Here is a 25,878-nt window from a genome sequence, read left to right as displayed (position 1 = left end):
CAGGATCAACGCTCGATCGCCAAAGCGACACCCTGGCCCCCGCCGATGCACAGCGTGGCCAACCCCTTCTTGGCGTCGCGCTTGATCATTTCGTGCAGCAAGGTCACCAGCACCCGGCACCCCGAAGCACCGATCGGGTGCCCAAGGGCAATTGCCCCGCCGTTGACGTTGACCCGCGCGGCATCCCACTCCAGCGCCTTGCCCACCGCCAGCGCCTGTGCGGCAAAGGCCTCGTTGGCTTCGATCAGGTCAAGCTCGCCCAATTGCCAGCCGGCCTTGTCCAGGCAACGCTGGGTGGCCGACACCGGGCCAATGCCCATGATTGCCGGGTCCACCCCCGCACTGGCGTAGCCGGCAATTTTGGCCAGTACCGGCAGGCCAAGGGCCTTGGCCTTGCCCGCACTCATCAGCAGCACCGCAGCGGCGCCGTCGTTGAGGCTGGAGGCGTTGCCAGCGGTGACGCTGCCGTCTTTCTTGAAGGCCGGGCGCAGCTTGGCCAAGGAATCAGCGGTGGTGTCCGGGCGTGGCTGCTCGTCACGGTCAAAGACCTTGGGGTCACCTTTTTTCTGCGGCATCACAATGGGCGTGATCTCGTCCTTGAAGCGGCCGGTATCGATGGCGGCCACCGCCTTGCGTTGCGATTGGGCAGCGAACGCATCCTGCTGTTCACGGCTGATGCTGTACTTCTCCACCAGGTTTTCGGCCGTAATGCCCATGTGGTAGTCGTTGAAGGCATCCCACAGACCGTCGGTGATCATGCTGTCGACCAACTGCCCGTGGCCCATGCGCTGCCCGGTTCGCGCCGAAGGCATCACATAGGGGGCCAGGCTCATGTTCTCCTGGCCTCCGGCGATCACCACCTCGGCATCACCGCAACGGATGGCCTGGGCCGCCAGGTGCAGGGCCTTGAGGCCAGAACCGCAGACTTTGTTCAGGGTCAGCGCCGGCACACTGTAGGGCAGGCCGGCCTTGATCGCGGCCTGGCGGGCAGGGTTCTGCCCGGCGCCGGCGGTGAGTACCTGGCCGAGGATCACCTCATCGACCTGTGCCGGGTCCAGGCCGGTCTGCTCCAGCAGGCGCTTGATCACGGCAGCGCCCAGGTCTACCGCAGGCACGTTGGCCAGGGCACCCTGGAAGCTGCCGATGGCGGTGCGGGTTGCGGCGACGATGACCACATCGTTCATCTTGTTGTTCTCCGTGTGCAGGTGGGCGCCCAGCGGGCGCAGTGCCACCAGCTTCGGCGGGTTTGGCTCATTTGTTAAGTTTGTTTTTCTTTGCCATTGATGTGAAAAACCAATCAATGGCTCCTGGGCTGGTGTCCGGTCTTTGGTCGTAACCACCGGATCTTGCCAGCGCCAGAGTGTTCATCGGGGGCGCATCGTTTTGCATCCCTTTGATCACCCCGTAATATGTGTCGGATAACCTGTGGGGGTAGTCTCACCCTCTGATCAATCGGAATCGCCCAAGGCGGCGCTTCCCTGCATAAACCTGACGAGGTACAGACATTGGCCATCATTCATCCTAAGGTTCGCGGTTTCATCTGCACCACGACTCACCCCAAGGGCTGCGAGCTGAACGTCCGTGACCAGATCGAAGCCACCCGCAAGCTGGGCGTGCGCGAGGATGGCCCGAAGAAGGTCCTGGTCATTGGTGCATCCAGCGGCTACGGCCTGGCGGCACGCATTACCGCAGCCTTCGGCTTCAAGGCCGATACCCTGGGCGTGTTCTTCGAAAAGCCAGGCACCGAGACCAAGGCTGGCACTGCCGGCTGGTACAACGCTGCTGCCTTCGACAAGTTCGCCAAGGCCGAGGGCCTGTACAGCAAGTCGATCAACGGTGACGCTTTCTCCGATGAAGCCCGTGCCAAGGTCATCGAGCTGATCAAGAACGAAATGGGCGGTCAGGTCGACCTGGTCATCTACTCCCTGGCCTCGCCGGTGCGCAAGCTGCCGCAGACCGGTGAAGTGATCCGTTCCGCGCTCAAGCCGATCGGCCAGCCGTACAAGTCGACCGCCATCGACACCAACAAGGACACCATCATCGAGGCCAGCATCGAGCCGGCCACCGAGCAGGAAATCGCTGACACCGTCACCGTCATGGGCGGCCAGGACTGGGAACTGTGGATCGACGCCCTGAGCGCCGCTGGCGTGCTCGCGCCACAGGCTCGCACCGTGGCCTTCAGCTATATCGGTAGCGACATCACCTGGCCGATCTACTGGCACGGCGCCCTGGGCAAGGCCAAGCAGGACCTGGACGAAACCGCCCAGCGCCTGGCCGGCAAGGTCGGTGGCAGCGCCAACGTGGCCGTGCTCAAGTCGGTGGTCACCCAGGCCAGTTCGGCCATTCCGGTGATGCCGCTGTACCTGTCGATGGTCTTCAAGATCATGCAGGAGAAGGGCGTTCACGAAGGTACCCAGGATCAGCTGGACCGCATGTTCCGTGACCGTATGTACCGTGCTGACGGCGCCCCGGCGGAGCTGGACGAAAAGGGCCGCCTGCGCCTGGACGACTGGGAGCTGCGCGACGATGTGCAGGGCGCCTGCAAGGCCCTGTGGCCGCAAGTGACCACCGAGAACCTGTTCGAACTGACCGACTACGCCGGTTACAAGAAGCAGTTCCTCAACCTGTTCGGCTTCGAGCGCGCTGACGTCAACTACGACGAAGATGTGGCGACCGATGTGAAGTTCGACTGCGTCGAGCTGTAAGCCCTCTGGCTGTACCGGCCCCGCGAACGAGCCGGTACAGCCCTCGCGTTTTTTGCTAGCGTTGGCGCACAACAACAGGAAGCGCGCCATGAGCAGCCTCACCCGACCGGCCACGCCTTTTCGCCAGACCACAGCCGACGGCTACAGCCTTGGTGGTTTCTACTGGCGCCACGCCCAGGCCAATCCCCAGCGCCCGCTGGTGATCATCAATGCCGCCACGTCCGTGCGCTGCCGTTACTACACCCGCTTTGCCGATTACCTGTTCGCCCAAGGCTGCGACGTGTTGACCTACGACTACCGCGGCATCGGCGAATCCCGGCCGCCTTCCTTGCGCGGTTTCCAGGCCTCCTGGAGCGACTGGGGCAGGTTGGATTTCGAAGCCATGCTGGCGTACGCCGCCCAGGCATTTCCCTGCCAGCCGGTGGATGTCGTTGGGCACAGCTTCGGCGGTTGCGCCGTAGGGCTGGCGCCGTCTGCCGAGCGGATCAGGCGGGTGGTAATGGTGGGTGCGCAGTTCGCCTACTGGCGTGACTACGCGGCCGATCAGCGTTGGCGACTGTTCGGTAAATGGCATGTGGCGATGCCGTTGCTGACCCGTGTGTTCGGTTACTTCCCTGGCAAGCGCCTGGGCTGGATGGAAGACACGCCTGCCGGTGTGGTGCAGGACTGGACTACCCGTACTGCGCGCTACGAGCAAAGGCCCAGCGGGCGCCAGTTGCAGTACTTGCCGTTTGCTCAGGTGCGGGCGGCAACGTTGGCGATCAGCCTGGCCGATGACCCGTTTGGCACGGTTGCCGCTACAGAGCGATTGCTAGGTTATCTGGAAGGCGCCGAGCGTCGGCATCTGCGGATCGCACCTGTGGATATCGCGGTCGAGGACATTGGCCACTTCGCGTTTTTCCATGACCGATTCCGCGAGAGCCTGTGGCCGATTGCGCTGGCGTGGTTGCAGCGCGGCGGGTTGCCGGCCGACGGGCCGGGGCAGATCATCAGCTGATGGGGCCTGCCCGGCCCGGCAGTATCAGGCGTTGCGCGAAAGCGGCTGGGCGGTGAACTTCACGCCTGCCAGGCCATGCGCGATCAGCGCACGGATGTTGCCATGGTCAGTGCCCTCGGGCGTGGCCATCACGTCGCGGTAGTGTTCACCGAAGGCCAGCAGCGCCTCCTGGTCGCTCAGGCCTTCCAGCAGGGCCAGGCCCAGCGTCTTGCACGAGCCTTCGTTCTGCCCGGCGGCGTTTTCCACGCCACCGTTGGTGAAAGCCTGTGGTTGGTAGCTGTAGTGGGCGGCGATGAACGCCAGGGTGTCGGCAAAGGCGTGTTCGCCACTGGCCAGGCTGGCGCGCAGGGTGTTCAGATCAGTCACGAGGTTTTCCTTTTTCAAACGCCGCTTGCTGGTCGGCGCTGGCTTCTTTCTGGTACTGGGTTTTCCATTCGGCGTAGGGCATGCCATACACCGCTTCGCGGGCGTCATCCAGGCTGATGTCGACCTGGCGTTCGTCGGCCGCGGCCTTGTACCACTTGGACAGGCAGTTACGGCAGAAGCCGGAGAGGTTCATCAGGTCGATGTTCTGCACATCGGTGCGGTTCTGCAGGTGTGCGACCAGGCGCCGGAAGGCGGCGGCCTCGAGTTCGAGTTGTTCTTGCGCAGTCATGGGCTTCTCTCAGGTCATGCGATTCTTCAGGTGGCGGCCACCGTTGATGACCACCTGGCTGCCGGTGCTGTATTGGCTGTCGAGCAGGTATTTGACCGTCTCGATCAGCGGGCCGGCGCCGGGTTCGAATTCCAGCAGGGCCTTTTTCAGGGTCTGCTGGCGATAGGCTTCGTCGCCCCCTTCCTTGAGGATCAGCAGCCCGGGCAGGATACCGTTGACGTGTACCTTGGGCGCATATTTTTCGGCGAACGACAGCACCATGTTCTGCAGCGCTGCCTTGGTGGCGGCATAGCCGATATGGCTCTTGCTGCCACGCGAGGAGGTTTCGTCGCAGATATGGATGATATCGGCCTTGTCGACCTTGTTCAGCAAATCACCCAGCGCCAGGTTCAGGTGGTAGGGCGCCTCGACGTGGAGGCGGAACATGGTCTGCAGGTTGTCCAGGCCATCGTCGAGCCACAAAGAGGCATTGTGGATGATCGCGCGCAGCCCATCATAGTGCTGCTGCAGGTGGTCGATCAGCGCCTGGCGGTCGGCCGGCAGGCAAAGGTCGGCCTGGAACTGCACGATGTTGGGGTGCGCAGGCTGGGGCTGGACGCTGCGGCTGGCACTGACCACGGTATGGCCGGCCTCTGCCAGCTCAAGGGCCAAGGCCAGCCCGACGCGCTGGCTGGCTCCGGTAACGAGAATTGGGCTGTTCATGTGCGGGCGGTCAACTTGTCTTTCCTGTCGTTGCCGCCCAGCATACCCGAACTGTTTCCCTCGTGTATGGCCTGGCCTCAGCGGCTGCGCAGTGCGGCGCCTGAGGGCGGCGAGGCATGAAGCCAGCCGGCCAGCAGGCGGGTGGAGAGGGGAATGAACAGGTAGACCATCAGCGGCGTCAGGGCCAGGGTGCTGAGCATCACGCGCGGCACCAGTTCAAATTCGGTCAGCCAGTGGCCGAACAGCACGTTGAACAGCAGCGAGACGGGGAAAAATGCCAGCCAGATCGCGATTGCCTGTTTCCAGCGCGGTGGTTTTTGCACTGTGTTGGTGCCGAACCAGTCATCAATGCCACTGACGCGCCTTTCTTTGGGGCGCTCGAACAGGCCGTTGCCGCGTTGCAGCCAGGCCCGGCGCGACGCGGAATGCTCCCAGGCGTGCAGGGTGGGTTCATCGCTGAAGCGGAAAATGATCTGGAATTCATCGCTGTCGCGGGGCGGTGCGAGGATGCCTGAACCGAGGTAGCCGGGGAAGTCGGTGGCCAGCTGCTCGCCTTCGTGCAGCCAGGCCAGCAGGTCCTGGTAGCGGCCATGGGCGGCGCGGCGCGACACCATCAGGGTGACGGGGGGGGTAGACATCGTGTATCTCCTGGCGACGGGGCTGGCGGGTAGCCGGCCCCTTGGCTGCGTGGCCCGGGGTGGTGGGCGACGCAGGCTTGCATGCAAGAATCGGGCGCGGATTATCGCTTATTGGACTTCGTTGGCAACTGCTCCGCTGCAAAAGGGAGGCTAACCTGAGACGTTCCCGGTCGTAGTAGACTGTACCTCCAATTTTTTGCGCACAGGTCACTAAGTGCAGATGGACAAACAGGGACTTATCGCGCAAGTCGAAGCAGGCCTGCAGCATTCGGAGCTGTACCCGATTCGTGAAGTTTCCCGGATCACCGGGGTCAATGCCGTGACCTTGCGTGCCTGGGAGCGGCGCTATGGGCTGATCCAACCAACACGCACCGACAGTGGCCATAGGCTCTATTCGCTGGCAGACATCGACGAAATCCGGCGCATCCTCGGGTGGCTCGAACGCGGTGTGGCGGTCAGCAAGGTCGGCAGTATCCTGGCGCGTGATCAGGCGAACGTGCATGACGCGTTTGCAGCCGATTCCGCCATCCGCTGGCAGGCGCAATTGCGCGAGGCCGTGCAACGCTTTGATGCCGCGAGCCTTGACCGCTTGTTCGACCAGGTGTTTGCCTGCATCAGTCAGGACCAGGTTTTCGCTGATGTGTTCATGCCTGTCTGGCACGACCTGGCGGCGGGGCAGGGTGCGTTCGGGCAGGCCAGCGAGTGGCTGTTCCTCGATCAGTTCTTGCGTGCCCGGGTGTTCTCGCGCCTGCAGCTCACGCGTCGGCAGCGCAGCCGCTGCGTGCTACTGGCACCGTTGCCAGGGCAGTGCCTGGAACTGGAGCTGCTGGTCACCGGCCTGTTGTTGTGCAGCGATGATGTCGGGGTGACGGTGTTGACGCCTGGGCAGCCGCTGGATGAATTGGCGGTCGTCTCTGGAAAGCTCCGGCCCGATGCTTTGGTGCTGTTCTCCAACCACGCGCCGACCGCTGAGCTGAGCAAGCGCTTGAGCCGTCTGGCTGCCGGGCTTGAGTGCCCATTGCTACTGGCGGGGGAGGCTGCCGAAATGGCCCAGGAAAGCCTGGCCGGCAGCCCGGTGGCGTGCCTGGGTGCAGAGGTAAGCCTGATGCGGCGGCGCCTGCGGCAATACCTGGCCGGTCAGCTCGACAGCTGAGCGTGCAGCTCCGGGTGGGCCTGAAGGTGAGCCTGCAGAATGTATTCACGCAAGCGCTCGGTTTCTTGCGCCGGGCTGCGGCTGAGGTCGTAGGCAGCGAGATCCGAGCCAATACGCCGGCGTAGCCTGCCGTGCAGTGTGATGGCCGGGATGCCCCCTGGCGCAAAGCGCAGGTCGAAGCGCGAAGGCGCTTCGGGCAGGCCGCGAATTTCCAGCAGCGCCCCTTTGAACGAAATCTCGCGCACGAAGAGCCCGCTAACCTTCCCGTGCGCATCCAGCAGCGCGGTGGGTTGGTCCATCGACAGGCGCCAAGGGCGCAGCATCGGGCCGTCTTCGTAGATTTCCGGCGAGCCGATCTGCAGGTGCACGGCGTGGAACTCGTCTTCCACCAGGTGCAGGGGGAAGTTGATCTGCTGGTTGTTGAACTGTGCCTGCAGGGTGACTTGCTCGTTGGCCACCAGCCGAGCCAGCAACGACTGAATACGACGGTCGCCATTGACCAGCAGGCTCGACATCGGGTCGGTCTGGTTCAATTGCGGGGAATGCTGCATGTCCTGGATGAAATCCAGCTCGTCCTGGGTCAAAAGCGCATTGGCGTGCATGATCGAACTCGGAGTTGACGGCTTCTTCAACGGGATTGACTCTGCCTTAAGCGCTTGGTTCCTGGCGCTTGACGAAATTCCGACGAACGTTCATCTCGGCCAGTTCACGTTCCAGCTCGACCTGGCGGCTGACATCCTTCTGGATGCCGATGAAATACGTGCGATGATCGGTATCGCATTTCACCGGCGTGATCGACAACTCGTTCCAGAAGGCGCTGCCGTCCTTGCGGTAGTTGCGCAGTGCTTCGCGGCAGGGACGGCCTTCGGCCAGCGCCTTGCGAATGCGCGCTCGGGCAAGCTGGTCCCGGTCATCGCCCTGCAGGAAACGGCAATCCTGGTAAAGGATCTCGTCGCGGCTGTAGCCGGTCAGGCGCTCGAACGCCGGGTTGACGTAGATCAGAATGGTGTCATCGCCTTCCTGTTCGGCGACCACGATGCCGTCGTTGGACGCATCGACCATCGATTGCAGCAGTTGTGCGTTGATCATGTCCTGGCCAGTAGACAAAGGGGGCATAGGGATGGGCGGCCTTTTGCCACCGCCGGATGCTAGTATCCTACGTTTTCACTCAGTTTCGGAATCCATCTCTCGATGAAAATCGCCATTATTTCCGGCTCCGTGTACGGTACTGCCGAAGAAGTTGCCCGTCATGCCGAGTCGCTGCTCAAGGCTGCAGGCCATGATGCCTGGCACGCTGCCCGCGCCACCCAACAGGATCTCGAAGGTTTTGCGCCAGAAGCGTTGCTGGCAGTGACCTCCACCACCGGCATGGGTGAACTGCCGGACAACCTCATGGCGCTGTACAGCAGCATCCGTGACACCCTGCCCGCCGCCTGGCGTGGCTTGCCGGGGGCGGTCATTGCGTTGGGCGACTCCAGCTATGGCGATACTTACTGCGGCGGTGGCGAGCAGTTGCGTGAACTGTTTGCCGAATTGGGTGTGCGTGAACTGCAGCCGATGCTCAAGCTCGATGCCAGCGAGACAGTAACCCCGGAGACTGACGCCGAACCGTGGTTGGCAGCATTTGCCCAGGCCCTGACGGCCTGAGGTTGTGGTGGCGACCCGTGTGCGCAGTGACCGTTCGTGCCACTGACTCGCTCGGTCATCAAGCTGGCTGTCAACGCAAGTTTCACCGAGTGGGCGGCTGACTAGACTCAGCCTCGACATAGAGAGCACATGTATGTGCCGAGGTGAAATGCAATGACCGCAGCCTTGCCCTATAACCACAACCTTTGCATACCGGGACGAATCTGATGCCTTTGGCCGAGATACCATTGTGCGTCTGGCGTACCCGGAGTCAGAGTTTTTCATTCCGGGGCCAGAGCATCCGCTACTGGACCGCAGGGCAAGGAGAGCCCCTGCTGCTGTTGCATGGATTCCCGACGGCAAGTTGGGATTGGCATTACCTCTGGACGCCGCTGGCCCAGCGCTTTCGCCTCATCGCCTGCGACATGCTCGGCTTTGGCGATTCGGCCAAGCCGCTCAACCATGGCTACAGCCTGATCGAGCAAGCCGACCTGCAGCAGGCCTTGCTCGCCCACCTCAAGGTCGACCAACCTGTGCACCTGCTGGCACACGATTACGGCGGCAGTGTGGCCCAGGAGTTGCTGGCGCGACACCATGAACAGCGTGCCGACATCGCCAGTTGCGTGTTCCTCAACAGCGGTCTGTTCCCTGAAAGCTGCAGGGTGCTGTTGATACAGAAGCTGCTGCTCAGCCGCCTGGGTTGGCTGGTGGCGCGTTCGTTCGGGCGCGACGACCTGGTGCGCAACGTCAGCCAGGTCTATGGGCCGTGCACTCACCCCAGTGAAAGCGCGCTGGATGACTTCTGGAGCCTGATCGCTTCCAACGGCGGCACTCGCATCCTGCACAAGCTGGTCGGTTTCGTGACCGAGCGCAGGCTGCATCGCGAGCGCTGGGTGGGTGCGCTGCAGCGTGAGGGCGTGCCGCTGCGTTTTATCAATGGTGTGGTCGATCCGCTTAGCGGAGCGCAGATGGTCGAGCGTTACCGGCAACTGGTGCCCAACCCGGACATCGTGCAATTGCAGGGCATTGGCCATTACCCGCACACCGAAGCCCCTGCGCAGGTTTTGCGCCATTATCTGGCCTTTCGCGAACAGCCGCTGAGCTACTTCCCGCAAAAAGTGGCCTGGTCCTGAGCCACTGACATCGTTGCGCGTTATCGCCTGGCATTCAGGCTGAGTGAGCTTGATTGTCCGCTGGCAGAGGCTGGTGGACACTCGAGGCCTTGAACCTGTCTGGAGCCAAGAGCATGAGCGAGCCGGTACGTCTGCAAGACCGTGTGGTGATCGTCACGGGGGCCGGTGGTGGCCTGGGCCGCGCCCATGCACTGTTGTTCGCCGCGCGTGGCGCCAAGGTGGTGGTCAACGATCTTGGGGGGTCCACCCATGGGGAAGGCGCCAGCGCTTCGGCGGCCGATCGGGTTGTCGAGCAGATCCGCGCCGCAGGTGGTACGGCTGTGGCCAACCACGACTCCGTCAGTGACGGCGCACGCATCGTCGAACAGGCGCTGGACAGCTTTGGTCGGGTCGATGTACTGGTCAACAATGCTGGCATCCTGCGCGACAAGACCTTCCACAAGATGGACGACAGTGATTGGGATCAGGTTTACCGGGTCCATGTCGAGGGCGCCTACAAGGTTACCCGCGCTGCCTGGCCCCATTTACGTGAGCAGAACTGGGGGCGGGTGATCTTCACCGCTTCGACCTCCGGTATTTATGGCAACTTCGGCCAGGCCAATTACGGCATGGCCAAGCTTGGGTTGTATGGCTTGACCCGTACCCTGGCCATCGAAGGGCGCAAACACGGCGTACTGGTCAATGCCATCGCGCCCACCGGTGGCACGCGGATGACCGAAGGGCTGATCCCGGCACAGGTGTTCGAACGCCTCAAGCCTGAACTGGTCAGCCCCCTGGTGGTTTACCTGGGCAGCGAGCAGTGCCAGAGCAGCGGTGAGCTGTTCGAGGTGGGCGGGGGCTGGATTGGCAAGGTGCGCTGGGAGCGTAGCCTGGGTGTCGGCTTCGACCCGAGGGAAGGTTTTAGCCCTGAGCAGGTGGCTGACAGCTGGGCGCAGATTGGTGATTTCGCTGATGCGGTGCACCCGCAGGACAGCTTGCAGGCGTTGCAGCAGATGATGACGAACCTGCATCAGTATCCGCTGCAGCGTCCTTGAAAACGAGCACCATCGCGGTCGCCGCTCGGTCTTCTGGCCGCCAGAGCACACCCCATAAAAAAAGGCCGCTGCAAGCGCAGCGGCCAATCGAGACGTCAGATCAAGGAGCTTCAAAATCAACGTCGGTGAACCTCGCAGGCCTGAAAGGCGGGGGGGAGTGCCCTTCATGCCGGCCAGTGATTCAAGAATAAGCGCTTGATCCGGCAGGAAAAATAGCCGCTTGCGACATTCACCTTTACGTTTCAGGCAACAGTGCCACGGCCGTTCTCAGGCCTTCGGCGAGTGACCCATGCGCCAGCTGGTATCGCGCGCTGCTGCCAGCAGGCGCTGCGCCGCCGGCCCATGTTCATCGGCGTGGAAGATCGAGGTCGGCCCCACCACCGTCATCACCGCAGCGATCTGCCCCATGGCATTGAACACGGGGGCCGAGAGCGCATCCACGCCTGGCATCAGCAAGCCGTGCACATGGTGCAGCCCCCGTTCACGAATGCCTGCCAGCAGCCGGTCGTAATCGCTCGCACTCTGCTGCAGCACGGCCAGTTCCTTGTCGCGCAGCTCCAGGGTTTCGCGCTCAGGCAAGTACGCGGCAAACACCAGCCCGGTAGAGGAACTGAGCAGCGGCAACACCGAGCCGATCTGGGTCACCACCGTGACTGCCCGTACAGCAGGCTCGATGCTGACCACCGTTGCTCCCTGATTGCCCCACACGGCGATGAAGCAGCTTTCGTTGAGCTCGTCGCGAAGCTGCGACAAGGGCAGCGCCGCCAGCTTCAGCACATCGATGCTGCCCAGCGCTGCCAGCCCCACGCGCAATGCTTCTCGGCCCAGCCCGTAGTGGTTGGTGGCCGCATCCTGCTCGGCAAAACCACTGGCAATGAGTGCTTGCAGGTAACGGTGCACTTTGCTCGCGGGCATCTGCACGTGCTCGGCCAACCGCGACAGGGAGGTGGACGGTGAGAGCTCGGCGAGGGCCTTGAGGATGTCGGTGCCGACTTCCGCCGAGCGGACCTTCTGCTTGCCGTTGTCGGTGGGGGAGCTGGCTTTGGCCATGGGTTGGGTTTCCGGATTCGTCGAGTCGCGCCTTTATAGCTTGACGGGTTGCACGGAGCAAATTACGTTATTCGTAATCTGATTACGATAAAAACAAAATCCGGAGGCATCGATGAACCGCGACACGTCACCCGACCTTCAGTACCTGAGCGGCTTCGGCAATGAGTTCGCCAGTGAAGCCCTGCCCGGGGCCCTGCCCGTCGGGCAAAATTCTCCGCAGAAGGCCCCCTACGGCCTGTATGCCGAGCTACTGTCGGGTACGGCGTTCACCATGGCGCGCAGCGAACTGCGCCGGACCTGGCTGTATCGCATCCGCCCATCCGCCCTGCACCCACGCTTTGAACGGCTGGCGCGTCAGCCACTGAACGGGCCGCTGGGCGCCGTCACCCCCAATCGCCTGCGTTGGAACCCTCAACCGCTCCCCGCTGAACCAACTGACTTCATCGAAGGCTGGCTGCCAATGGTGGCCAATTCGGCTGCGGACAAACCGGCGGGGGTGAGTGTCTATATCTACTGCGCCAACCGCTCGATGGAACGGGTGTTTTTCAACGCTGACGGTGAACTGCTGATAGTGCCGCAGCAGGGCCGCCTGCGCATCGCCACTGAGTTGGGGCTGCTGGAGGTCGAGCCGCAGGAAATCGCAGTGGTCCCGCGCGGCATGAAGTTTCGTGTCGAACTGCCTGATGGCCAGGCCCGGGGCTACATTGCCGAGAACCACGGCGCGCCGTTGCGCCTGCCGGACCTGGGCCCGATCGGCAGCAATGGCCTGGCCAACCCCCGAGACTTCCTGGCCCCGGTAGCGCGCTACGAGGAGGCTGAAGGCCCGGTGCAGCTGGTGCAGAAGTTCCTGGGCGAACACTGGGCCTGTGAGCTGCAGCACTCACCACTGGATGTGGTCGCCTGGCACGGCAGCAACGTGCCCTACAAGTATGACCTGCGTCGTTTCAACACCCTCGGCACGGTCAGCTTCGATCACCCCGATCCGTCGATCTTCACCGTGTTGACGTCACCGACCAGCGTGCATGGTCTGGCCAACATGGACTTCGTGATCTTCCCGCCGCGCTGGATGGTGGCCGAGAACACCTTCCGTCCCCCGTGGTTCCACCGCAACCTGATGAACGAGTTCATGGGCCTGATCAGCGGTGCCTACGATGCCAAGGCCGAAGGTTTCCTGCCCGGTGGCGCTTCGCTGCACGGGGTGATGAGCGCCCACGGGCCCGATGCCGAAACCTGCGAAAAAGCCATTGCCGCCGACCTTGCGCCGCACAAGATCGACAACACCATGGCCTTCATGTTCGAGACCAGCCAAGTGCTGCGCCCGAGCCTGCAGGCGCTCGAGTGCCCGCAGTTGCAGGCCGACTACGATAGTTGCTGGGCCACCTTGCCGAGCACCTTCAACCCGAACCGGAGATAACCCATGAACCAGTCCGCCATTGCCCGTAGTTGGGTCGAGCACGCCAACGGGCACAGCGACTTCCCGCTGCAGAACCTGCCGCTGGGCATCTTCAGCCGCCCAGGTGAAACGCTGCGCTGCGGCGTTGCCATCGGTGATGCGATTCTTGACCTGGAGGCCGTGCTGGCTGCCGGGCTGTTCGAAGGCCAGGCCAAGGCCGCCGTGGAGGCTACCCGCGGTGGTGCGCTGAACGCCTTCTTCGCCCTCGGCCGAGAGGCCCGCGTGGCGTTGCGCGAGCGGTTGCTGGCGCTGTTGGGCGAACACAGCGAGCATCAGGCTGTGCTCAAGGGCGCGCTGCATCCTGCCGGCGATTGCCAGTTGCACCTGCCAGCCAAAGTCGGCGACTACACCGATTTCTACGTAGGCATCCAGCACGCTACCAACGTCGGCAAGCTGTTCCGCCCCGATAACCCACTGCTGCCCAACTACAAGTACGTGCCGATCGGCTACCACGGCCGCGCCTCGACGCTGCGCCCGTCAGGCACCGATGTACGCCGCCCCAAGGGCCAGACGCTGCCCGCCGGGCACACCGAACCGAGCTTCGGCCCGTGTGCGCGCCTGGATTACGAACTTGAGCTGGGTATCTGGATTGCCCGGGGTAACGAGATGGGGCAGGCGATTCCGATCGCTGAAGCCGATCAGCACCTGGCAGGCCTGTGCCTGCTCAACGATTGGTCGGCGCGTGATATCCAGGCCTGGGAATACCAGCCGCTGGGGCCGTTCCTGTCCAAGAGCTTCATCACCACGCTGTCGCCCTGGGTGGTCACCGCCGAGGCCCTGGAGCCTTTCCGCTGCGCCCAACCGGCGCGTGCGCAAGGTGATCCACAACCGTTGCCCTACCTGCTTGACCCACGTGACCAGGCCAACGGCGCCTTCGACATCGAGCTGGAAGTGCTGCTGATCACCGAGCGCATGCGTGAGCAGGGCTTGCCGGCCCACCGCCTGGCGCTGAGCAACACCCTGAACATGTACTGGACCGTGGCGCAGCTGATTGCCCATCACAGTGTCAACGGCTGCCAGTTGCAGCCAGGCGACCTGTTCGGTTCGGGCACGCTGTCCGGCGCTTCGCCCGACGCCTACGGCAGCCTGCTGGAGACCACCTTGGGTGGCAAGCAGCCGGTGGAGCTGGCCAGTGGCGAGCAGCGCAAGTTCCTCGAGGATGGCGATGAGATCATCCTGCGTGCCCGTTGCAAGCGTGATGGCGTGGCCAGCATCGGCTTTGGTGAGTGCCGCGGCAAGATCATCGCCGCCAACTGAGGGAGCAGGGCAATGGAGCTGTACACCTACTACCGTTCCACCTCTTCCTACCGGGTGCGCATTGCCCTGGCGCTCAAGGGCCTGGATCATCAGGCCCTGCCGGTCAATCTGCTCAAGGGCGAGCAGCGCGGTACCGAGTATGTAGCGGTGAATCCGCAGGGCCGGGTACCGGCTCTGCGCACCGACGATGCCCAGCTGCTGGTACAGTCGCCGGCGATCATCGAGTACCTGGAAGAGGTTTATCCACAGCCTGCGCTGTTGCCCCGTGGCGCTGCAGCACGGGCCAGGGTGCGCGGTGTGGCGGCGATCATCGGTTGCGATATCCATCCGTTGCACAACGTCAGTGTGCTCAACCAGTTGCGCCAGTTGGGCCATGACGAGGCCCAGGTCAACCAGTGGATTGCCCACTGGATTGGCCAAGGCCTGGCGGCTGTAGAGCAGCTGATCGGCGATGATGGCTACTGCTTTGGTGAGGCGCCGGGGCTGGCAGACGTCTATCTGGTCCCGCAACTGTATGCCGCCGAGCGATTCAACATCGACCTTGGCAGCTATCCGCGTATCCGCCGGGTTGCGGCATTGGCCGCCAGGCATGCTGCATTCGCCAAGGCGCACCCGTCCTGCCAGCCGGATACACCGCCTCAGTGAATCGAACGGTTCGCCAGCGGTAGCTGGCCGATGCGTTCGGACAGCTTCAGGCGCTGGACCGGATCCTCGGTGAGCAGCAAGGCATGCTCCAGGTCGAAGCGTTCGGCCTGCGGGCAGTCGAGGTGTTGGTAGAGCGAGGCGCGGGTCATGTAGTCGCTGACTTGCACCGGGCCCAGTTGCATGACCCGTTCGGCGTCGACCAGCGCGGCCAGGTGGTTGTCATTGCTGATATGCAGCTGGCGCAAATTACGCGAAAGGCGCTGCAGCATCTGGGCCGGGCTGGCCGTGCGCAGGTGCTCGGCTGTCAGCGGCACATGCGGGCCAAACTGGCGGGCCAGCAACTCGCGGCAATCATTGGGGTACAGGCGCCGGCCACCGCAAGGGTCGAGCAGGTGATCGGCACCGGGTACGCGCAGCAGAAAGTGCCCTGGGAATGCCACACCCTCCAGCGCTATGGACAGGCGCCGGGCCAGCTCCAGGGTAATGATGGCCAGCGCCAGCGGTTGGCCCCGGCGGCGCAGCAAAACCTTGTCCATCAGTGCTGCCTGCGGGCGCAGTGGGTGGAATTCATCCTGCTGGAAGCCCAGCGCATTGAGTTGGCGCAGCAGTGGCTGAGCCAGCTCGCACACCGGCAGCATCGGCAGGCTGGCGCTGATTTCGGCTTGCAGGTGGTGCAGGCTGGCAAGGCTGGCTGCGGGCTCGACCTTGCGATCGTGCTCGGCGGCAATCCACAAGGCAGCTTCCAGCAAGGCGACCGGTTCGCGTTCCAGGCAGGCCAGGCAGGCTTGGCGTGGGTTCATGGGGGCATCTCCGCATACCCTTGAGTAATAGCGCTGGCGTCGTGATTCGTCCAGTGGTCCGGTCGCAGCTTGGCGTGCATGTGGATGCCTATACTGCTAGGAGCACCTCCCAGGGGAGCCCGCCGATGTTCGCGCTGATGCAAAGCACCCGCACTCAGTCACTGCACCTGTTCACCGACCCGAAAACCGGCCTCAAGGCTGTGGTGGCCATTCATAACGAAATTAGAGGCCCGGCGCTGGGAGGTTGCCGCTACCTGCCCTACGCAGACGACGAGAGCGCCATGGCCGATGCCATCCGCCTGGCGCAAGGCATGAGCTACAAGGCGGCGCTGGCCGGGCTGGCGTTGGGGGGTGGCAAGGCGGTGGTCATGCGCAACCCGCACGTGGAAAACCGCGCGGCGCTGTTCGAGGCGCTGGGGCACTTCGTCGATACCCTGCAGGGGCGTTTCATCATCGCTGTGGACAGCGGCACCTCCACGCTGGACATGGATTGCATCGCCCAGAGTACGCCCCATGTGACCAGCACAACGGCCTCGGGTGATCCCTCGCCGCATGCGGCCATGGGGGTATTCGCCGGTATCCGTGCAACCTGCCTGGCCCGCCTGGGCAGCAGCGACCTCAAAGGCTTGCGCATTGCGGTGCAAGGCCTGGGCAATGTGGGTTACGCATTGGCCGAGCAATTGTACGCAGCAGGTGCGGAGTTGCTGGTGAGTGACCTGGACCCCGGTCGGGTGCGGCTGGCGGTGGAGCAGTTCAACGCCCATCCGGTGACCAACGATGCCTTGATCAGTACGCCCTGCGATATTTTTGCGCCGTGTGGCGTGGGCCCGGTGCTCAATGGCCAGACGGTGATGCAATTGCGCTGTGCTGCGGTGGCAGGGGCGGCGAACAACCAGCTGACCACTTTGCAGGTGGCTGACCAACTGGAGGCTCGCGGGATTCTTTATGCTCCGGACTACGTGATCAACGCCGGTGGTTTGATCTACGTGGCAATGAAGCACCGCGGCGAGGAGCTGGGCACCATCACCGCGCACCTGGCACGGATCCCGACGCGCCTGACCGAGGTGTTCGCCCACGCTCAGGCCGAGAAGCGTTCGCCCGCCCGTGTGGCTCAAATGCTGGCGGAGCGGTTGCTATATGGCTGAAGCCGCACGGCGGCCCGGCCGTCGACATCATTCTGCAGCGTCACCTTGCAACAACTCACCCAACGCGTCCGGCTGGCTCTTGAATGCCCGCGCGAACACGTCGCGGTTCTTCGCCATGTAAATGCCGGCTTCCTCGACCTGCTGCTCGGTCAGCGACGGCACCGCCTTGTGCAGCACCTCGGCCAGGCGCTCGGCCAGTTCGAGCATCTTGTCGTGACGATCTGCTTCGGCCTTATCCATGAACAAGCGCTCCGGGTCGCGGCTGCTGCGGTACACCACTTCGACGGCCATTCATCACCTCTGTGCCTTTTTGCGGTTGGTTTATCGATCACTGTATGCGCATACAGTAATGGCAATCGCACCTTAGGTGCAACCCTTGCCGCAAAAAAGCGTAGCCCACAGGTGCCTTGCGGCAATCTGCCGCCTTCCAAAAGCAGGGGCCTGGCCCTTTAACTGCATGGCACAAGCGTCACACGCGTGACGCATCATCCTTCATGTCGTATCGGGGAATCGCACATCGTGAACATCAAATGGGCAGAAAAGCTGCGCAAGGGCCTGCATGGCTCGGCCGACTCGCTGGGCAATCTGTGTGTAGAGGGGTTTCACTACCTTGCCCTGTTCGGCATCGGCGCCATTACCGCCTACGCGGCGGTGATGACGTTCCTGGACATGCTCGGCAAGGGCGGCATCAGCGTCGATGACATCCTGCTGCTGTTCATCTACCTGGAGCTTGGGGCGATGGTCGGGATCTATTTCAAGACCAACCACATGCCTATCCGCTTCCTGCTGTATGTGGCGATCACCGCGCTCACCCGCCTGCTGATCGGTGATGTGTCGCACCACAAGGCGCCGGATGAGGGCCTGCTGTACCTGTGCGGGGGCATCCTGCTGCTGGCGTTTTCGATCCTGGTGGTGCGCTACGCCTCGTACCGTTACCCCTCGACCAAGGTGCTGGACGCCAATGGCAAGGCAGTGGAAGAGGGCAAGTAGCCGTCAGTTGGCGATGGAGTGACCTGGCTGCTGGCGTGGGTCGCGGGTGAGGGCGGCCAGTACCTGCAAAGGGTTCTGCCCCAGTTCGATGGCCAAGCCCAGGCGAATGCTGTCGATGACCCGCTGCAGGCGCACCGGGTCGTTGCGCTGTGCCTGGGTTATCAGGCGCTTGGCGACCACCCCGGCATCATCGGACAGTGTCAGCATGATGCTGCCGTCCAGGCGCTCGATGCTCAGGTTTACGCGGTACTCGGGGGCGAAGGCGGCGCTGATCTGTTCGAATGGATTGTTCATGGTCTGGGCCTGCAATAGGTGATTGCAGGAATTGACCGGGTAGATGCCGGGTTGGTTCAGGGCATTTGATCGGTAGCCCTCGCGCCCCAGAGCAAGGCAATTAGCCACTAGTGTGACTACACTCCTGTGACCAAAGCCGCGATGGCTGGCCTCTGGCCTGCAAAGGAGTGCCCGTGGTTCCCTCTTCCGCTGCCCGGCAGCGTGGCGCGATCGGCCTGATGGCGGTTACCACACTGGCCCTGGCCTTGCTTTTCATGCTGGTAGTGGTCGACAGCGGCCGTCTTTACCTTGAGCAGCGCAAGTTGCAACGCATCGCCGACATGGCCGCGCTTGAAGCTGCAGGCCAGTCTGCCGTGTGCACGGGCAATGGCCCACAGGCCACGGCCATCGCCAGCGTAGCCGCCGCCCGCAACGGCCACACGCCTGGCAGCCCCTTGGTGGCCAGTTGCGGTTACCTGCAGACCGGTGCCAATAGCCTGCGCACGTTTACCAGCGACAATGCCCGTAACGAAGCGATACGGGTCGATGTCAGCAACACAGTCACCACCAGTTTTGCCGCCGGCATCTACATCCTGACCCAAGGTGGCGGGGCTCCCCTGACCACCACCCTGCAGGCCCATGCGGTGGCGTCCAAGGCATTGCCGCCACAGGCCATGCTGAGCATTCGCACTACGTTGGCTACGGTGGATTCGCAACAGTCGGTGTTGCTCGATGGCCTGCTCGGCGCCTTGGGAGGCAACGTGCAGCTTGGCCTCGCAGGCTGGAAAGGCATAGCCGCAACCGACCTCAACCTGCTCAACTACCTCGAGCAGTTGGCTGTCGACCTGCAATTGACCGTTGGCGACTACGAGCAACTGCTCAATGCCGACGCCACCGCCACACAATTGCTGGAAGCGGCGGTCAAGGTACTTGAGCAAAGCGGTGCCGCCGCCGATGTTGTCACCAACCTGGGCAAGGTCGCCCTGGGGGCCGGCAACAGCACGTTGCTGCAACTGGGCGACATTCTCGATATTCAGAACGGTACTGCCCAAGCGGGGCTGGACGCCAGCATCCAGCTGCTGCAACTGGTGCAGGGGGTGATCCAGCTGGCTGCCAGCGAAAGCGCAGCCACTGCCGACTTGCCGATTAGCGTGCTCGGCCTGATCAACGGCCGGGTGCGGCTGAAGGTGATCGAGCCGCAACAGGTCTCGGCGGTCGGCGATCCGCGTACGGATGAACTGAGGGTTCACACGGCTCAGGTACGGGCGATGATTTCGCTCGACCTGCCGCTGCTCAGCACGGTCTTCGGCTTGGTCAATGCGGTGCTCGACCTGGCCTCGCCACTGACCAACGTGCTCAACAACCTGCTCAGCCTGAACCTGGCTTCGACACTGGAATCGGTGCTATGCCTGTTGGGTGTGCCGTGCACCGTCACCGATATCGTGCTCGTGCCTGACAAGCTTCAGCTGGACATTGGCCTTCAGGTCGCCGAAGCCACGGCACGCCTCGACCCGCAGTCTCCTGACACGTTCAGATGCTCGCCCAAGCGTTTGACCGTTCAGGCCCAGAGCGCTGCTGCCCAGCTGGCGGTGGGGCGCTTCGAATCCACTGACGCGTTCTTCACCACCGGCACTACCGCAGTCAAGGCGCTGCCATTGATCGATATCGGCACCAAACGCTGCACCAAGCTGCTGATACTCGGAACTTGCGAAAGCCGAATACCCTACGCCGGTGGCGGCCTTGGCCTGCGGGTCGACAGCAAGCTGCTGGGCAGTGGCCCGGTAGAGCACTCGCTGGTGTTCCAGGGCCCGGTTAACGAACCGCCCAATATCGGGCAGCCCGCCGAGTACCTGAACATGCGCCCCGCCAATGACTACGTGGTCGGCAGCCTCAGCGACACCTTGCTGGGCGTCCAGCTCCAGGCCTTCAAACCCACCGCCAACAGTGGCCTCGGCGATGTGCTGGTGATCGCCGGCAATGTACTCGGTACGGTCAAAGGCATCATCGAACCCTTGATAAGAGGGTTGCTCAGCCCCCTGATCGACCCGTTGGTCAATGTGCTGCTGAAGGTTCTGGGAATCGACCTGGTCAATACCGACGTCGGCGCCAACCTCAGTTGTTCCACCGGCCGTGCTCAGTTGGTGTTGTAGATGGGCAGCAACACCTGGAAGCAGGCGCCGTCAACACCATTGAGCGCTTCGAGCCTGCCGCCCATGGCTTCGACGATGCCGAAGCTCACCGACAACCCCAGCCCGGTACCCACGCCCGCAGGCTTGGTGGTGAAGAACGGCTCGAAGATGCGCTCGATCAGGCGTGGGTCGATACCGCCGGCGTTGTCTTCCACCTGCAGGCACAGTTGCCCTTGCTCGATACGCTGGCAGATGCCGATCCGTGGGCTGGCCACCTGGCGCTCGAGCAAAGCGTCCCGGGCGTTGACCATCAGGTTGATCAGCACCTGCTCGAGCTGGTCCTCATGCCCATGCACCTCCGGGCAGAAATCCGGCTCTTCGACTTGCAAGGCCACACCTTTGCCGCGCAACCCTTCAGCCAGCAACGCCACTGCGCCATCCACCGCAGTCCAGGCTGCAAACACCTGGTGCTCAAGCGCGGAGCGCCGCCCATAGGTGCGCATATGCTCCACCAGCCTGGCCACGCGCCCTACCTGTGCATCGATGCGCTGCAGCTTGCCTGTCAGGTACTCGACTTCGACTACCCCGCTTTCCACGCGCTTGAGTGTGTTGGCAATGGCCAGGCGCATCACGTTCAGCGGCTGGTTGATTTCATGCACCAGCCCTGTCGCCAACTCGCCGAGCGTGGCCATCTTGGCGCCCTGCATCAATTGTTGCTGGCTTTGCCTTACCTGCGTGTTGTCGCGCCCCACTGCCTGCACTTCCAGCAGCCGGCCTTGCTCATCGAACAGCCCACGCTCGGCCCACACCCACCAGGCATGCCTGTGCCCTGGCAGTTGCAGACAGATCTCCGCGCTGCCCAGCGGCTGCTCCGGGGTAAGGTCGGCCAGGCGTTGCAGAAACGACAGGCGCTGGCTGTCGGACATCCATTGGCCCAGGTTCATCTCGCTCAGTTGCTCAGGTGCGCACTCCAGTTGTTCGGCGAGCGGCCGGTTGCCGAACAGCAGCTGCAGGTCCGGGGTGTAGCGGCAGATCATCGCGGGTGAATCCTCCACCAGCACCCGGTAGCGTTCCTCACTCTGGCGCACACGCTCGGCTGCCTCGGTCGCTTCGCTGACATCCAGCCACAGGCCGACCACCTCGACCGGCTGGCCAAGGTCGTCACGCAACAGCCGGGCTTCGTCCAGCACCCAGTGATAGCCACCCAAGTGGTCGCGCAGGCGATAGCGGCTGCGGACCTGGCCATCGCGCAACAGCGTACGTGTTCGCTCAAGCCATAGCGCCCGGTCGTGCGGGTGTACCGCCTGGCCTGGATGGCGCGCCAGCTCGCTATCTTTGGGCCAGCCCAGCATCGGCGTCAGGCTGGCGCTGAAAAACTCACTGTGCAACGCGCCCTCGCAACAGCGCTGGATATAGATCACCGCAGGCGAACTGGCGATCAGGTTCTCCAGCCGGGCGCGCGCGGCGCTGGCCTGAAGCTCCTGGGCTTTCAGTGCGCTGATGTCGAGCACAAAGCCGTGCCCCTGCCCGCCGTGCAACTGCCCGACCCAGTGCAGCCAGCGAGGCGCCGCGCCACTGTCGGCTTCGAGCAGCCGCACGTTCAAGCTCAATGCCACACCGTTGCGCAGCTGCTCCAGGGCCATTTGCGCAGCCTCCCGATCAGCCGGGTGCAGGCGCGCCAGCCATTGCTCGATACTCACCGCACTGGGCAGGCCAAGGCTGGCGGCCAAGGCCGGATCGAAATGCAGCGGCCCTTGCCCCGGCCATTGCCACCAGCCTGCGCCCAGTTGCTGTTGCAGCTCGTCCAGATGGCGCGAGCGCTGCTGCAACTGGTGTTGCCGCAGGCGCGCGAGCAGCGGCTCGAGCAAGGCTTGCAAGAGCGCCTTGGCCGCCTCTGGTGAAGGCACCGATGGCGCGCCCGCACACAGCAACCAGGCCTGTACCTCATGGCCGTGGCTGTATGGCACAAGGAACAGCGGCAACCCAGCGCACGTCGCCCGCCAGTGCGGCAAGTCAGGCGCGACCTGCTGAAAATGGGCGGGAAGCGCCTGCAGCCACGGCTGCAGGCGTTGGTCATCGGGCCAAGGCCAGTCGCTTTCGCTGCAGGTATGCGCCCGCCAGCCCGATGGGTCCGCCAACATCAGGCGTACCGAGCCGGCATGCCAGTGCTCGGCCAGGCGCAGCAGTTGCTCGGCGGTCGTCTGCGTCAGCCAGTCTTCGCTGCAGTCACGCACGGCCTGGCCGACGTCTGCGGCCAGCTGGCGCAAGGTCAGGCACTGCTCCTGCTGAGCGCCTTGGCGCAGCAGGTCGCTGATATCGAACAGCTGCAGCATCCAGCCGACAGCCTGGTGTTGCAGCCAGCCACGGGTCTGCAGGGCCTGGCCGTGCACGGTGTGAAAATCCAGGTCCAGTGCTTGCCCTTGCCAATCGGCGGGCACACCTTCGAGAGCCAGCCAGCTGTGCCGATACAGGTAGTCGTGCACCCGCGCCTGCGCGTGGCTGGGTACGGCCAGCAGCGTGCGCAAGGGCCCGGCCAGGCGCAGCACATGCCCCTGATCGTCCAGCCACACCTGCAGGCCCACGGCATGCGGCATCTGCGCGGCGGGCTCTGCGCCATGGCTGCCCAGCCAGCGATCGAACAGGCCACTCACAGTTGCAGGCTCGCTTCGGCCTGCAAGCTCTCAGGCAAGCGGGGCACTTCGCCAATCAGCGGTATCACCAGCAGCGGCAGCACCTTGTGCAGTTTGCTTTTCGGATAATTGATCGTCACCTTCAGCAGCTTGTTATCATCCACGCTCACCTGCGCATCGGCCGGCTGGAAGTCGAGTGCCTCAGGCATCCAGGCCAACTGCTCGCGGATCACTGCATGGGCAAGCGCCTGTACATCGTCGTCATAGGTCTCGCTGCTCGGGTCCAGAGCCACGCAGCGGCGCACGGCCTCGCTGCTGGCCTGGTTGAACGATTGCAGCATCAGCATTGGCAGGGTGTAGCTGACCAGGCCGTAGAACACTGTGAAAAAGATCATGAAGACGGCGACGAACTCGATGGCTGCCGCGCCTTTTTGCCGTGCTACCGGGCCTGCTTGCATGATTGCGTCTACCCTGACGAGGAGTCCTGAGTTACAGCATAGAAGCCTTCGACGAACAGGGATGGCCAATTGCCAATATCCAGTATTGCCCTGCTGCTGTGGCTTGCCTTGTGCAGCCGGCAAGATGTCCGCGAACGGCAGATTTCCAACCTTCTGACCCTGGGCGTCGCAGCCTGTGCGCTGGTGTGGCTGGCGGTTACCGGGCACAGCTGGATCGGCGCCCGGGCCAGTGATGCCGGCTGGGCACTGGCGATTGTGTTGCTGCTCACGTTGCCCGGCTACGCGATGGGGCGTTTCGGTGCCGGTGACGTCAAGTTGCTCGCCGCGCTGGGGCTGGCCACCAGCCAGGACTACGTGCTCGGTACGTTCATCGGCGCCGGCGGCACCTTGCTGGTCTGGGCGCTGTTGCGACGGTGGGCGCGGCGCAGGGCAGGGCAGGGGGCTGAAAAGCAGCCATTCGCGCCCTTTGTGCTGGTGGGCTTTTTGCTGACCAGCGTGTGCCTGCAGTGAGAGCGCCAGGCCCGATCAGTTGTTCGACTCAGTCATCTTGGTCCAGCGATAGAAATCCGGAATGGCGTACTTGTAGGTTTCCAGCCAGCGCTGCTTGGACAGATCACGCTCGCGCGCCGTCTGCACCTGCAGGCGCGTGGACGCCTGTTCGCCACTGGACTGCACCCGCAGCAGCGCTTCGGTTGCCGTCAGCGCAGGCGGTTGCTGGCGTGGGTAATCCTCTGCCCAGGCCGTGGTAATACCGGTGCAGCAGGCCAGCAGCATCACATACCTGATCATGACCTTCTCCTTTGCTCAGTTGACCATCACACCTGCGCCACTGGCCGAAGCTATCGGCCCGCGTCCTGTGGCTTTGATCTGGCTGGCGCGAGCCTGGGCCTGGGCAAACTGCGCCGGTTTGAGCCGCAGGCGGCCGACCAGGTCGGTGGCTTGCTGCCAGTTGTCCTGCAGCAGCGCCAAGGTCACCAGGTTGACGGCGGGCAGCGGGTTGTCATCCTTGAGCTCGATGGCGGTCAGGAATTCGAACCGTGCCTGTTCATACCGGCCCATGCTCATCAGCACCACACCCAGGTCGTTGCGAACCCGCTCGTCGGTGGGGGCCAGACGCGCCGCACGCTGCAGGTTCTGCAAGGCCTGTACGTCATCGCCCCGGGCCGAGGCGAGCTGGCCCAGGCCATGCTCACCCTCGGCCGCGAGGCAGCCGCCGAGCAGGCTGCGGTACAGCGGTTCTGCTTCGCTGCGCCCCAACAGGCGCGAGACCCTGGCCTTGCGCAGGCGTACCTGGTCGAGGGTGTTGGGCAACTGCTCCAGGTGCGCCAGGCTGGCATGCGGGCGGCCATCGTTGAGCATCTCGTCCGCCAGGTTCAGCGCCAGTTGCTGATCGGCGTTCGGCTTGCCGCAGCTCGAGGTGCCGAACAAGTGTCCGAACCCTTCAGGCTGCTGGCCGGCGCATCCTGTCAGCAAGAGCAGGCCGGTGAACAACAGGGTCGCTTTCATCCATTACTCCCTAGGGGCCCAAGGCCCGCGTCAAGGCGGAAAATCCCGGCCCGGCCAGGACGATGAGCAGTGCCGGGAAGAGGAATACCATCATCACCGCCGACATTTTTGCCGACATTTTCGATACCCGTTCCTGCATGCGTGTCAGGCGCCGGTCATCGAGCAGGTCCTTGAGCGCGAGCAGCGATTTCATCGCACCACTGCCCTGTACCAGCAACTGTTGAAGGATCACGCAGGTGTCGATGAACTCATCCACGGCCAGTACCCGGGCGCTCTTTTCCAGCTCCGGGCCGAGCGCCAGGCCCGAGTCCACCCGTTGCAGCACCTGGCGCAACTCTTCGCTGATTTCGGGGACCAGCGCCTGGCCTTCCTGGCTCAGCACGCGCAGTGCCTGCTCTACGGCCAGGCCGGTCTCGAAGAGAATGCGCAGCAGCGGAATCATCAGGCTGACTTCCTGGGCGATACGCTGCTGGCGCCGTCTGGCGGCAACCGCCAGCAAGCGCTTGGGCAACAGGTAGCTGGCACCCAAGGCGCATAACGGCCAGACCAACCAGTGCGTGCCTTCACCGCCTAGCACGCCTTGCTGCAGGATCAGTGTCAGCACGACCGCCAGCAGCGGCAGCCCCAGTTGCATGGCAGCGAACAGCGCCCGCTGGCGGCTGCGGCGCCAGCCGACACGGTCAAGCAAGGCTTGGGTTTCCCCGTCGAGTTTCTGCAGGCGCCGCCCCAGCGGGCTACTGCCCAGCCAGTGCAGCCAGTCCCCCAGGCGCTCCTCGCGCGCCAACCGCCCCTGCAGCCTGCGAGCGACCAGGTAGCGGGCACGCAACTGCCGGGCGGCCTGCAAGCCAAGCAAGCCGGCGGCGATGAACAGGCACACGGCGCAGAGCAACAAGGCCATG

The 25,878-nt window shown here is 63.6% G+C and carries 29 protein-coding genes; 13 read left to right on the top strand and 16 right to left on the bottom strand.

All coding sequences use genetic code 11. From position 1 onward, the window contains the following. Window positions 1–5: 5 nt before the first annotated feature. Window positions 6–1,184 (bottom strand): acetyl-CoA C-acetyltransferase, encoded by a 1,179-nt coding sequence (locus ACEWE8_RS10595; protein ID WP_046784950.1) that lies wholly within the window; start codon window positions 1,182–1,184, stop codon window positions 6–8. A 321-nt stretch (window positions 1,185–1,505) separates the two neighbouring features. On the opposite strand from ACEWE8_RS10595, the gene fabV reads away from it, so the two are divergent. Beyond that, on the top strand, window positions 1,506–2,705 hold the full coding sequence (fabV, locus tag ACEWE8_RS10590) for an enoyl-ACP reductase FabV (RefSeq protein WP_046784724.1): 1,200 nt from the start codon (window positions 1,506–1,508) through the stop codon (window positions 2,703–2,705). Window positions 2,706–2,793: 88 nt separating this feature from the next. Continuing rightward, window positions 2,794–3,702 carry an alpha/beta fold hydrolase gene (locus ACEWE8_RS10585; RefSeq protein WP_046784725.1) on the top strand — a complete coding sequence of 303 codons (909 nt, stop codon included), beginning with the start codon at window positions 2,794–2,796 and terminating at the stop codon, window positions 3,700–3,702. 24 nt (window positions 3,703–3,726) lie between these two features. Here ACEWE8_RS10585 and ACEWE8_RS10580 read toward each other — a convergent pair whose 3' ends face one another. The 4 genes from ACEWE8_RS10580 to ACEWE8_RS10565 form a co-directional block, all read right to left on the bottom strand. Beyond that, window positions 3,727–4,068, bottom strand: coding sequence for a HopJ type III effector protein (locus tag ACEWE8_RS10580; RefSeq protein WP_046784726.1), 342 nt, complete (start codon window positions 4,066–4,068; stop codon window positions 3,727–3,729). Continuing rightward, the gene (locus ACEWE8_RS10575) at window positions 4,061–4,357 is read right to left on the bottom strand and encodes a DUF1244 domain-containing protein (protein WP_012312735.1); all 297 of its coding nucleotides are present in this window, start codon (window positions 4,355–4,357) and stop codon (window positions 4,061–4,063) included. Before ACEWE8_RS10575 ends, ACEWE8_RS10580 begins: the two co-directional genes overlap by 8 nt. Window positions 4,358–4,366: 9 nt before the next feature. Next, window positions 4,367–5,059, bottom strand: a complete 693-nt coding sequence (folM, locus tag ACEWE8_RS10570; RefSeq protein WP_046784727.1) for a dihydromonapterin reductase — start codon at window positions 5,057–5,059, stop codon at window positions 4,367–4,369. Window positions 5,060–5,136: 77 nt separating this feature from the next. Further along, on the bottom strand, window positions 5,137–5,697 hold the full coding sequence (locus tag ACEWE8_RS10565) for an antibiotic biosynthesis monooxygenase (protein WP_046784728.1): 561 nt from the start codon (window positions 5,695–5,697) through the stop codon (window positions 5,137–5,139). Window positions 5,698–5,917: 220 nt separating this feature from the next. Here ACEWE8_RS10565 and ACEWE8_RS10560 point away from each other — a divergent pair, with 220 nt between their 5' ends. Continuing rightward, a complete protein-coding gene (locus tag ACEWE8_RS10560) occupies window positions 5,918–6,850 on the top strand; it encodes a MerR family transcriptional regulator (RefSeq protein ID WP_046784729.1) in 933 nt (310 codons plus the stop codon). Here ACEWE8_RS10560 and ACEWE8_RS10555 read toward each other — a convergent pair. Together ACEWE8_RS10555 and ACEWE8_RS10550 are read right to left on the bottom strand one after the other, a co-directional pair. Further along, complete coding sequence (locus ACEWE8_RS10555; RefSeq protein ID WP_046784730.1) at window positions 6,835–7,452, bottom strand: hypothetical protein; 618 nt, start codon at window positions 7,450–7,452, stop codon at window positions 6,835–6,837. The two genes, ACEWE8_RS10560 and ACEWE8_RS10555, sit on opposite strands and share 16 nt — an antisense overlap. Window positions 7,453–7,498: 46 nt before the next feature. Beyond that, window positions 7,499–7,939 carry a PAS domain-containing protein gene (locus tag ACEWE8_RS10550; protein WP_046784731.1) on the bottom strand — a complete coding sequence of 147 codons (441 nt, stop codon included), beginning with the start codon at window positions 7,937–7,939 and terminating at the stop codon, window positions 7,499–7,501. A 102-nt stretch (window positions 7,940–8,041) separates the two neighbouring features. Between ACEWE8_RS10550 and ACEWE8_RS10545 the strand changes: the two genes are divergently transcribed. The 3 genes from ACEWE8_RS10545 (at window position 8,042) to ACEWE8_RS10535 (ending at window position 10,643) form a co-directional block, all read left to right on the top strand. Continuing rightward, the gene (locus ACEWE8_RS10545; RefSeq protein WP_046784732.1) at window positions 8,042–8,497 is read left to right on the top strand and encodes a flavodoxin; all 456 of its coding nucleotides are present in this window, start codon (window positions 8,042–8,044) and stop codon (window positions 8,495–8,497) included. 206 nt (window positions 8,498–8,703) lie between these two features. Beyond that, a complete protein-coding gene (locus tag ACEWE8_RS10540; protein WP_039601836.1) occupies window positions 8,704–9,609 on the top strand; it encodes an alpha/beta fold hydrolase in 906 nt (301 codons plus the stop codon). A gap of 113 nt (window positions 9,610–9,722) precedes the next feature. Further along, the gene (locus ACEWE8_RS10535) at window positions 9,723–10,643 is read left to right on the top strand and encodes an SDR family oxidoreductase (protein WP_046784733.1); all 921 of its coding nucleotides are present in this window, start codon (window positions 9,723–9,725) and stop codon (window positions 10,641–10,643) included. A 267-nt stretch (window positions 10,644–10,910) separates the two neighbouring features. On the opposite strand, the gene ACEWE8_RS10530 is transcribed toward ACEWE8_RS10535, so the two are convergent. Then, window positions 10,911–11,693, bottom strand: a complete 783-nt coding sequence (locus ACEWE8_RS10530; RefSeq protein ID WP_046784734.1) for an IclR family transcriptional regulator — start codon at window positions 11,691–11,693, stop codon at window positions 10,911–10,913. 112 nt (window positions 11,694–11,805) lie between these two features. Between ACEWE8_RS10530 and hmgA the strand changes: the two genes are divergently transcribed. From hmgA to maiA, 3 genes are read left to right on the top strand one after another with little or no spacing between them, the layout of a single operon-like run. After that, on the top strand, window positions 11,806–13,107 hold the full coding sequence (gene hmgA, locus ACEWE8_RS10525) for a homogentisate 1,2-dioxygenase (RefSeq protein WP_046784735.1): 1,302 nt from the start codon (window positions 11,806–11,808) through the stop codon (window positions 13,105–13,107). A 3-nt stretch (window positions 13,108–13,110) separates the two neighbouring features. Continuing rightward, window positions 13,111–14,403 (top strand): fumarylacetoacetase, encoded by a 1,293-nt coding sequence (gene fahA, locus ACEWE8_RS10520; RefSeq protein ID WP_046784736.1) that lies wholly within the window; start codon window positions 13,111–13,113, stop codon window positions 14,401–14,403. Window positions 14,404–14,415: 12 nt separating this feature from the next. After that, window positions 14,416–15,048, top strand: a complete 633-nt coding sequence (gene maiA, locus ACEWE8_RS10515) for a maleylacetoacetate isomerase (RefSeq protein ID WP_046784737.1) — start codon at window positions 14,416–14,418, stop codon at window positions 15,046–15,048. On the opposite strand, the gene ACEWE8_RS10510 is transcribed toward maiA, so the two are convergent. Further along, the gene (locus ACEWE8_RS10510) at window positions 15,042–15,848 is read right to left on the bottom strand and encodes a SirB1 family protein (RefSeq protein ID WP_046784738.1); all 807 of its coding nucleotides are present in this window, start codon (window positions 15,846–15,848) and stop codon (window positions 15,042–15,044) included. The genes maiA and ACEWE8_RS10510 overlap by 7 nt on opposite strands. A gap of 125 nt (window positions 15,849–15,973) precedes the next feature. Here ACEWE8_RS10510 and ACEWE8_RS10505 point away from each other — a divergent pair, with 125 nt between their 5' ends. Beyond that, entirely contained in the window at window positions 15,974–16,993 is a 1,020-nt protein-coding gene (locus ACEWE8_RS10505) for a Glu/Leu/Phe/Val dehydrogenase dimerization domain-containing protein (protein ID WP_046784739.1), read from the top strand. 27 nt (window positions 16,994–17,020) lie between these two features. On the opposite strand, the gene ACEWE8_RS10500 is transcribed toward ACEWE8_RS10505, so the two are convergent. Then, window positions 17,021–17,284 (bottom strand): YebG family protein, encoded by a 264-nt coding sequence (locus tag ACEWE8_RS10500; RefSeq protein ID WP_046784740.1) that lies wholly within the window; start codon window positions 17,282–17,284, stop codon window positions 17,021–17,023. Window positions 17,285–17,512: 228 nt separating this feature from the next. Here ACEWE8_RS10500 and ACEWE8_RS10495 point away from each other — a divergent pair, with 228 nt between their 5' ends. Continuing rightward, window positions 17,513–17,983, top strand: a complete 471-nt coding sequence (locus ACEWE8_RS10495) for a phosphate-starvation-inducible protein PsiE (protein ID WP_115273586.1) — start codon at window positions 17,513–17,515, stop codon at window positions 17,981–17,983. A gap of 3 nt (window positions 17,984–17,986) precedes the next feature. Here ACEWE8_RS10495 and ACEWE8_RS10490 read toward each other — a convergent pair whose 3' ends face one another. Beyond that, window positions 17,987–18,277 (bottom strand): DUF3509 domain-containing protein, encoded by a 291-nt coding sequence (locus ACEWE8_RS10490; RefSeq protein ID WP_046784955.1) that lies wholly within the window; start codon window positions 18,275–18,277, stop codon window positions 17,987–17,989. A gap of 173 nt (window positions 18,278–18,450) precedes the next feature. On the opposite strand from ACEWE8_RS10490, the gene ACEWE8_RS10485 reads away from it, so the two are divergent. Further along, window positions 18,451–20,406 (top strand): pilus assembly protein TadG-related protein, encoded by a 1,956-nt coding sequence (locus ACEWE8_RS10485; protein ID WP_223255084.1) that lies wholly within the window; start codon window positions 18,451–18,453, stop codon window positions 20,404–20,406. Here ACEWE8_RS10485 and ACEWE8_RS10480 read toward each other — a convergent pair. Next, complete coding sequence (locus tag ACEWE8_RS10480; RefSeq protein WP_395589305.1) at window positions 20,391–22,979, bottom strand: ATP-binding protein; 2,589 nt, start codon at window positions 22,977–22,979, stop codon at window positions 20,391–20,393. The genes ACEWE8_RS10485 and ACEWE8_RS10480 overlap by 16 nt on opposite strands. Before the next feature lie 53 nt (window positions 22,980–23,032). After that, on the bottom strand, window positions 23,033–23,473 hold the full coding sequence (locus ACEWE8_RS10475) for a TadE/TadG family type IV pilus assembly protein (protein WP_046784778.1): 441 nt from the start codon (window positions 23,471–23,473) through the stop codon (window positions 23,033–23,035). A gap of 75 nt (window positions 23,474–23,548) precedes the next feature. On the opposite strand from ACEWE8_RS10475, the gene ACEWE8_RS10470 reads away from it, so the two are divergent. Continuing rightward, complete coding sequence (locus ACEWE8_RS10470) at window positions 23,549–23,983, top strand: prepilin peptidase (RefSeq protein ID WP_046784957.1); 435 nt, start codon at window positions 23,549–23,551, stop codon at window positions 23,981–23,983. Between the two features lie 15 nt (window positions 23,984–23,998). On the opposite strand, the gene ACEWE8_RS10465 is transcribed toward ACEWE8_RS10470, so the two are convergent. The 3 genes from ACEWE8_RS10465 to ACEWE8_RS10455 are packed head-to-tail and all read right to left on the bottom strand — an operon-like array spanning window position 23,999 to window position 25,877. After that, complete coding sequence (locus ACEWE8_RS10465) at window positions 23,999–24,262, bottom strand: DUF3613 domain-containing protein (protein WP_012312770.1); 264 nt, start codon at window positions 24,260–24,262, stop codon at window positions 23,999–24,001. A 15-nt stretch (window positions 24,263–24,277) separates the two neighbouring features. Beyond that, entirely contained in the window at window positions 24,278–24,979 is a 702-nt protein-coding gene (locus tag ACEWE8_RS10460; RefSeq protein WP_046784779.1) for a tetratricopeptide repeat protein, read from the bottom strand. Window positions 24,980–24,989: 10 nt separating this feature from the next. Then, window positions 24,990–25,877, bottom strand: coding sequence for a type II secretion system F family protein (locus tag ACEWE8_RS10455; RefSeq protein ID WP_046784780.1), 888 nt, complete (start codon window positions 25,875–25,877; stop codon window positions 24,990–24,992). Between the last annotated feature and the right edge of the window lies 1 nt (window position 25,878).

The sequence above is a fragment of the Pseudomonas sp. TR47 genome (genome assembly GCF_044143025.1).
GTDB classification, from domain to species: Bacteria; Pseudomonadota; Gammaproteobacteria; order Pseudomonadales; family Pseudomonadaceae; genus Aquipseudomonas; species Aquipseudomonas putida_E.
The sequence above is the reverse complement of the archived record's forward strand: the minus strand, read 5'-3'. Positions and strand labels throughout refer to the sequence as shown.

What these genes read in the sequence shown, in the direction of transcription:
- ACEWE8_RS10540 (WP_039601836.1), top strand. Translation starts at nt 8,704, where the DNA reads ATGCCTTTGGCCGAGATACCATTGTGCGTCTGGCGTACCCGGAGTCAG.
- ACEWE8_RS10510 (WP_046784738.1), bottom strand. Translation starts at nt 15,848, where the DNA reads ATGAACCCACGCCAAGCCTGCCTGGCCTGCCTGGAACGCGAACCGGTC.
- ACEWE8_RS10585 (WP_046784725.1), top strand. Translation starts at nt 2,794, where the DNA reads ATGAGCAGCCTCACCCGACCGGCCACGCCTTTTCGCCAGACCACAGCC.
- fahA (WP_046784736.1), top strand. Translation starts at nt 13,111, where the DNA reads ATGAACCAGTCCGCCATTGCCCGTAGTTGGGTCGAGCACGCCAACGGG.
- ACEWE8_RS10465 (WP_012312770.1), bottom strand. Translation starts at nt 24,262, where the DNA reads ATGATCAGGTATGTGATGCTGCTGGCCTGCTGCACCGGTATTACCACG.
- ACEWE8_RS10530 (WP_046784734.1), bottom strand. Translation starts at nt 11,693, where the DNA reads ATGGCCAAAGCCAGCTCCCCCACCGACAACGGCAAGCAGAAGGTCCGC.
- ACEWE8_RS10505 (WP_046784739.1), top strand. Translation starts at nt 15,974, where the DNA reads ATGTTCGCGCTGATGCAAAGCACCCGCACTCAGTCACTGCACCTGTTC.
- ACEWE8_RS10575 (WP_012312735.1), bottom strand. Translation starts at nt 4,357, where the DNA reads ATGACTGCGCAAGAACAACTCGAACTCGAGGCCGCCGCCTTCCGGCGC.
- folM (WP_046784727.1), bottom strand. Translation starts at nt 5,059, where the DNA reads ATGAACAGCCCAATTCTCGTTACCGGAGCCAGCCAGCGCGTCGGGCTG.
- ACEWE8_RS10560 (WP_046784729.1), top strand. Translation starts at nt 5,918, where the DNA reads ATGGACAAACAGGGACTTATCGCGCAAGTCGAAGCAGGCCTGCAGCAT.
- ACEWE8_RS10460 (WP_046784779.1), bottom strand. Translation starts at nt 24,979, where the DNA reads ATGAAAGCGACCCTGTTGTTCACCGGCCTGCTCTTGCTGACAGGATGC.
- ACEWE8_RS10595 (WP_046784950.1), bottom strand. Translation starts at nt 1,184, where the DNA reads ATGAACGATGTGGTCATCGTCGCCGCAACCCGCACCGCCATCGGCAGC.
- maiA (WP_046784737.1), top strand. Translation starts at nt 14,416, where the DNA reads ATGGAGCTGTACACCTACTACCGTTCCACCTCTTCCTACCGGGTGCGC.
- hmgA (WP_046784735.1), top strand. Translation starts at nt 11,806, where the DNA reads ATGAACCGCGACACGTCACCCGACCTTCAGTACCTGAGCGGCTTCGGC.
- ACEWE8_RS10535 (WP_046784733.1), top strand. Translation starts at nt 9,723, where the DNA reads ATGAGCGAGCCGGTACGTCTGCAAGACCGTGTGGTGATCGTCACGGGG.
- ACEWE8_RS10455 (WP_046784780.1), bottom strand. Translation starts at nt 25,877, where the DNA reads ATGGCCTTGTTGCTCTGCGCCGTGTGCCTGTTCATCGCCGCCGGCTTG.
- ACEWE8_RS10565 (WP_046784728.1), bottom strand. Translation starts at nt 5,697, where the DNA reads ATGTCTACCCCCCCCGTCACCCTGATGGTGTCGCGCCGCGCCGCCCAT.
- ACEWE8_RS10545 (WP_046784732.1), top strand. Translation starts at nt 8,042, where the DNA reads ATGAAAATCGCCATTATTTCCGGCTCCGTGTACGGTACTGCCGAAGAA.
- ACEWE8_RS10490 (WP_046784955.1), bottom strand. Translation starts at nt 18,277, where the DNA reads ATGAACAATCCATTCGAACAGATCAGCGCCGCCTTCGCCCCCGAGTAC.
- ACEWE8_RS10480 (WP_395589305.1), bottom strand. Translation starts at nt 22,979, where the DNA reads ATGCCGCATGCCGTGGGCCTGCAGGTGTGGCTGGACGATCAGGGGCAT.
- ACEWE8_RS10500 (WP_046784740.1), bottom strand. Translation starts at nt 17,284, where the DNA reads ATGGCCGTCGAAGTGGTGTACCGCAGCAGCCGCGACCCGGAGCGCTTG.
- ACEWE8_RS10475 (WP_046784778.1), bottom strand. Translation starts at nt 23,473, where the DNA reads ATGCAAGCAGGCCCGGTAGCACGGCAAAAAGGCGCGGCAGCCATCGAG.
- ACEWE8_RS10550 (WP_046784731.1), bottom strand. Translation starts at nt 7,939, where the DNA reads ATGATCAACGCACAACTGCTGCAATCGATGGTCGATGCGTCCAACGAC.
- ACEWE8_RS10555 (WP_046784730.1), bottom strand. Translation starts at nt 7,452, where the DNA reads ATGCACGCCAATGCGCTTTTGACCCAGGACGAGCTGGATTTCATCCAG.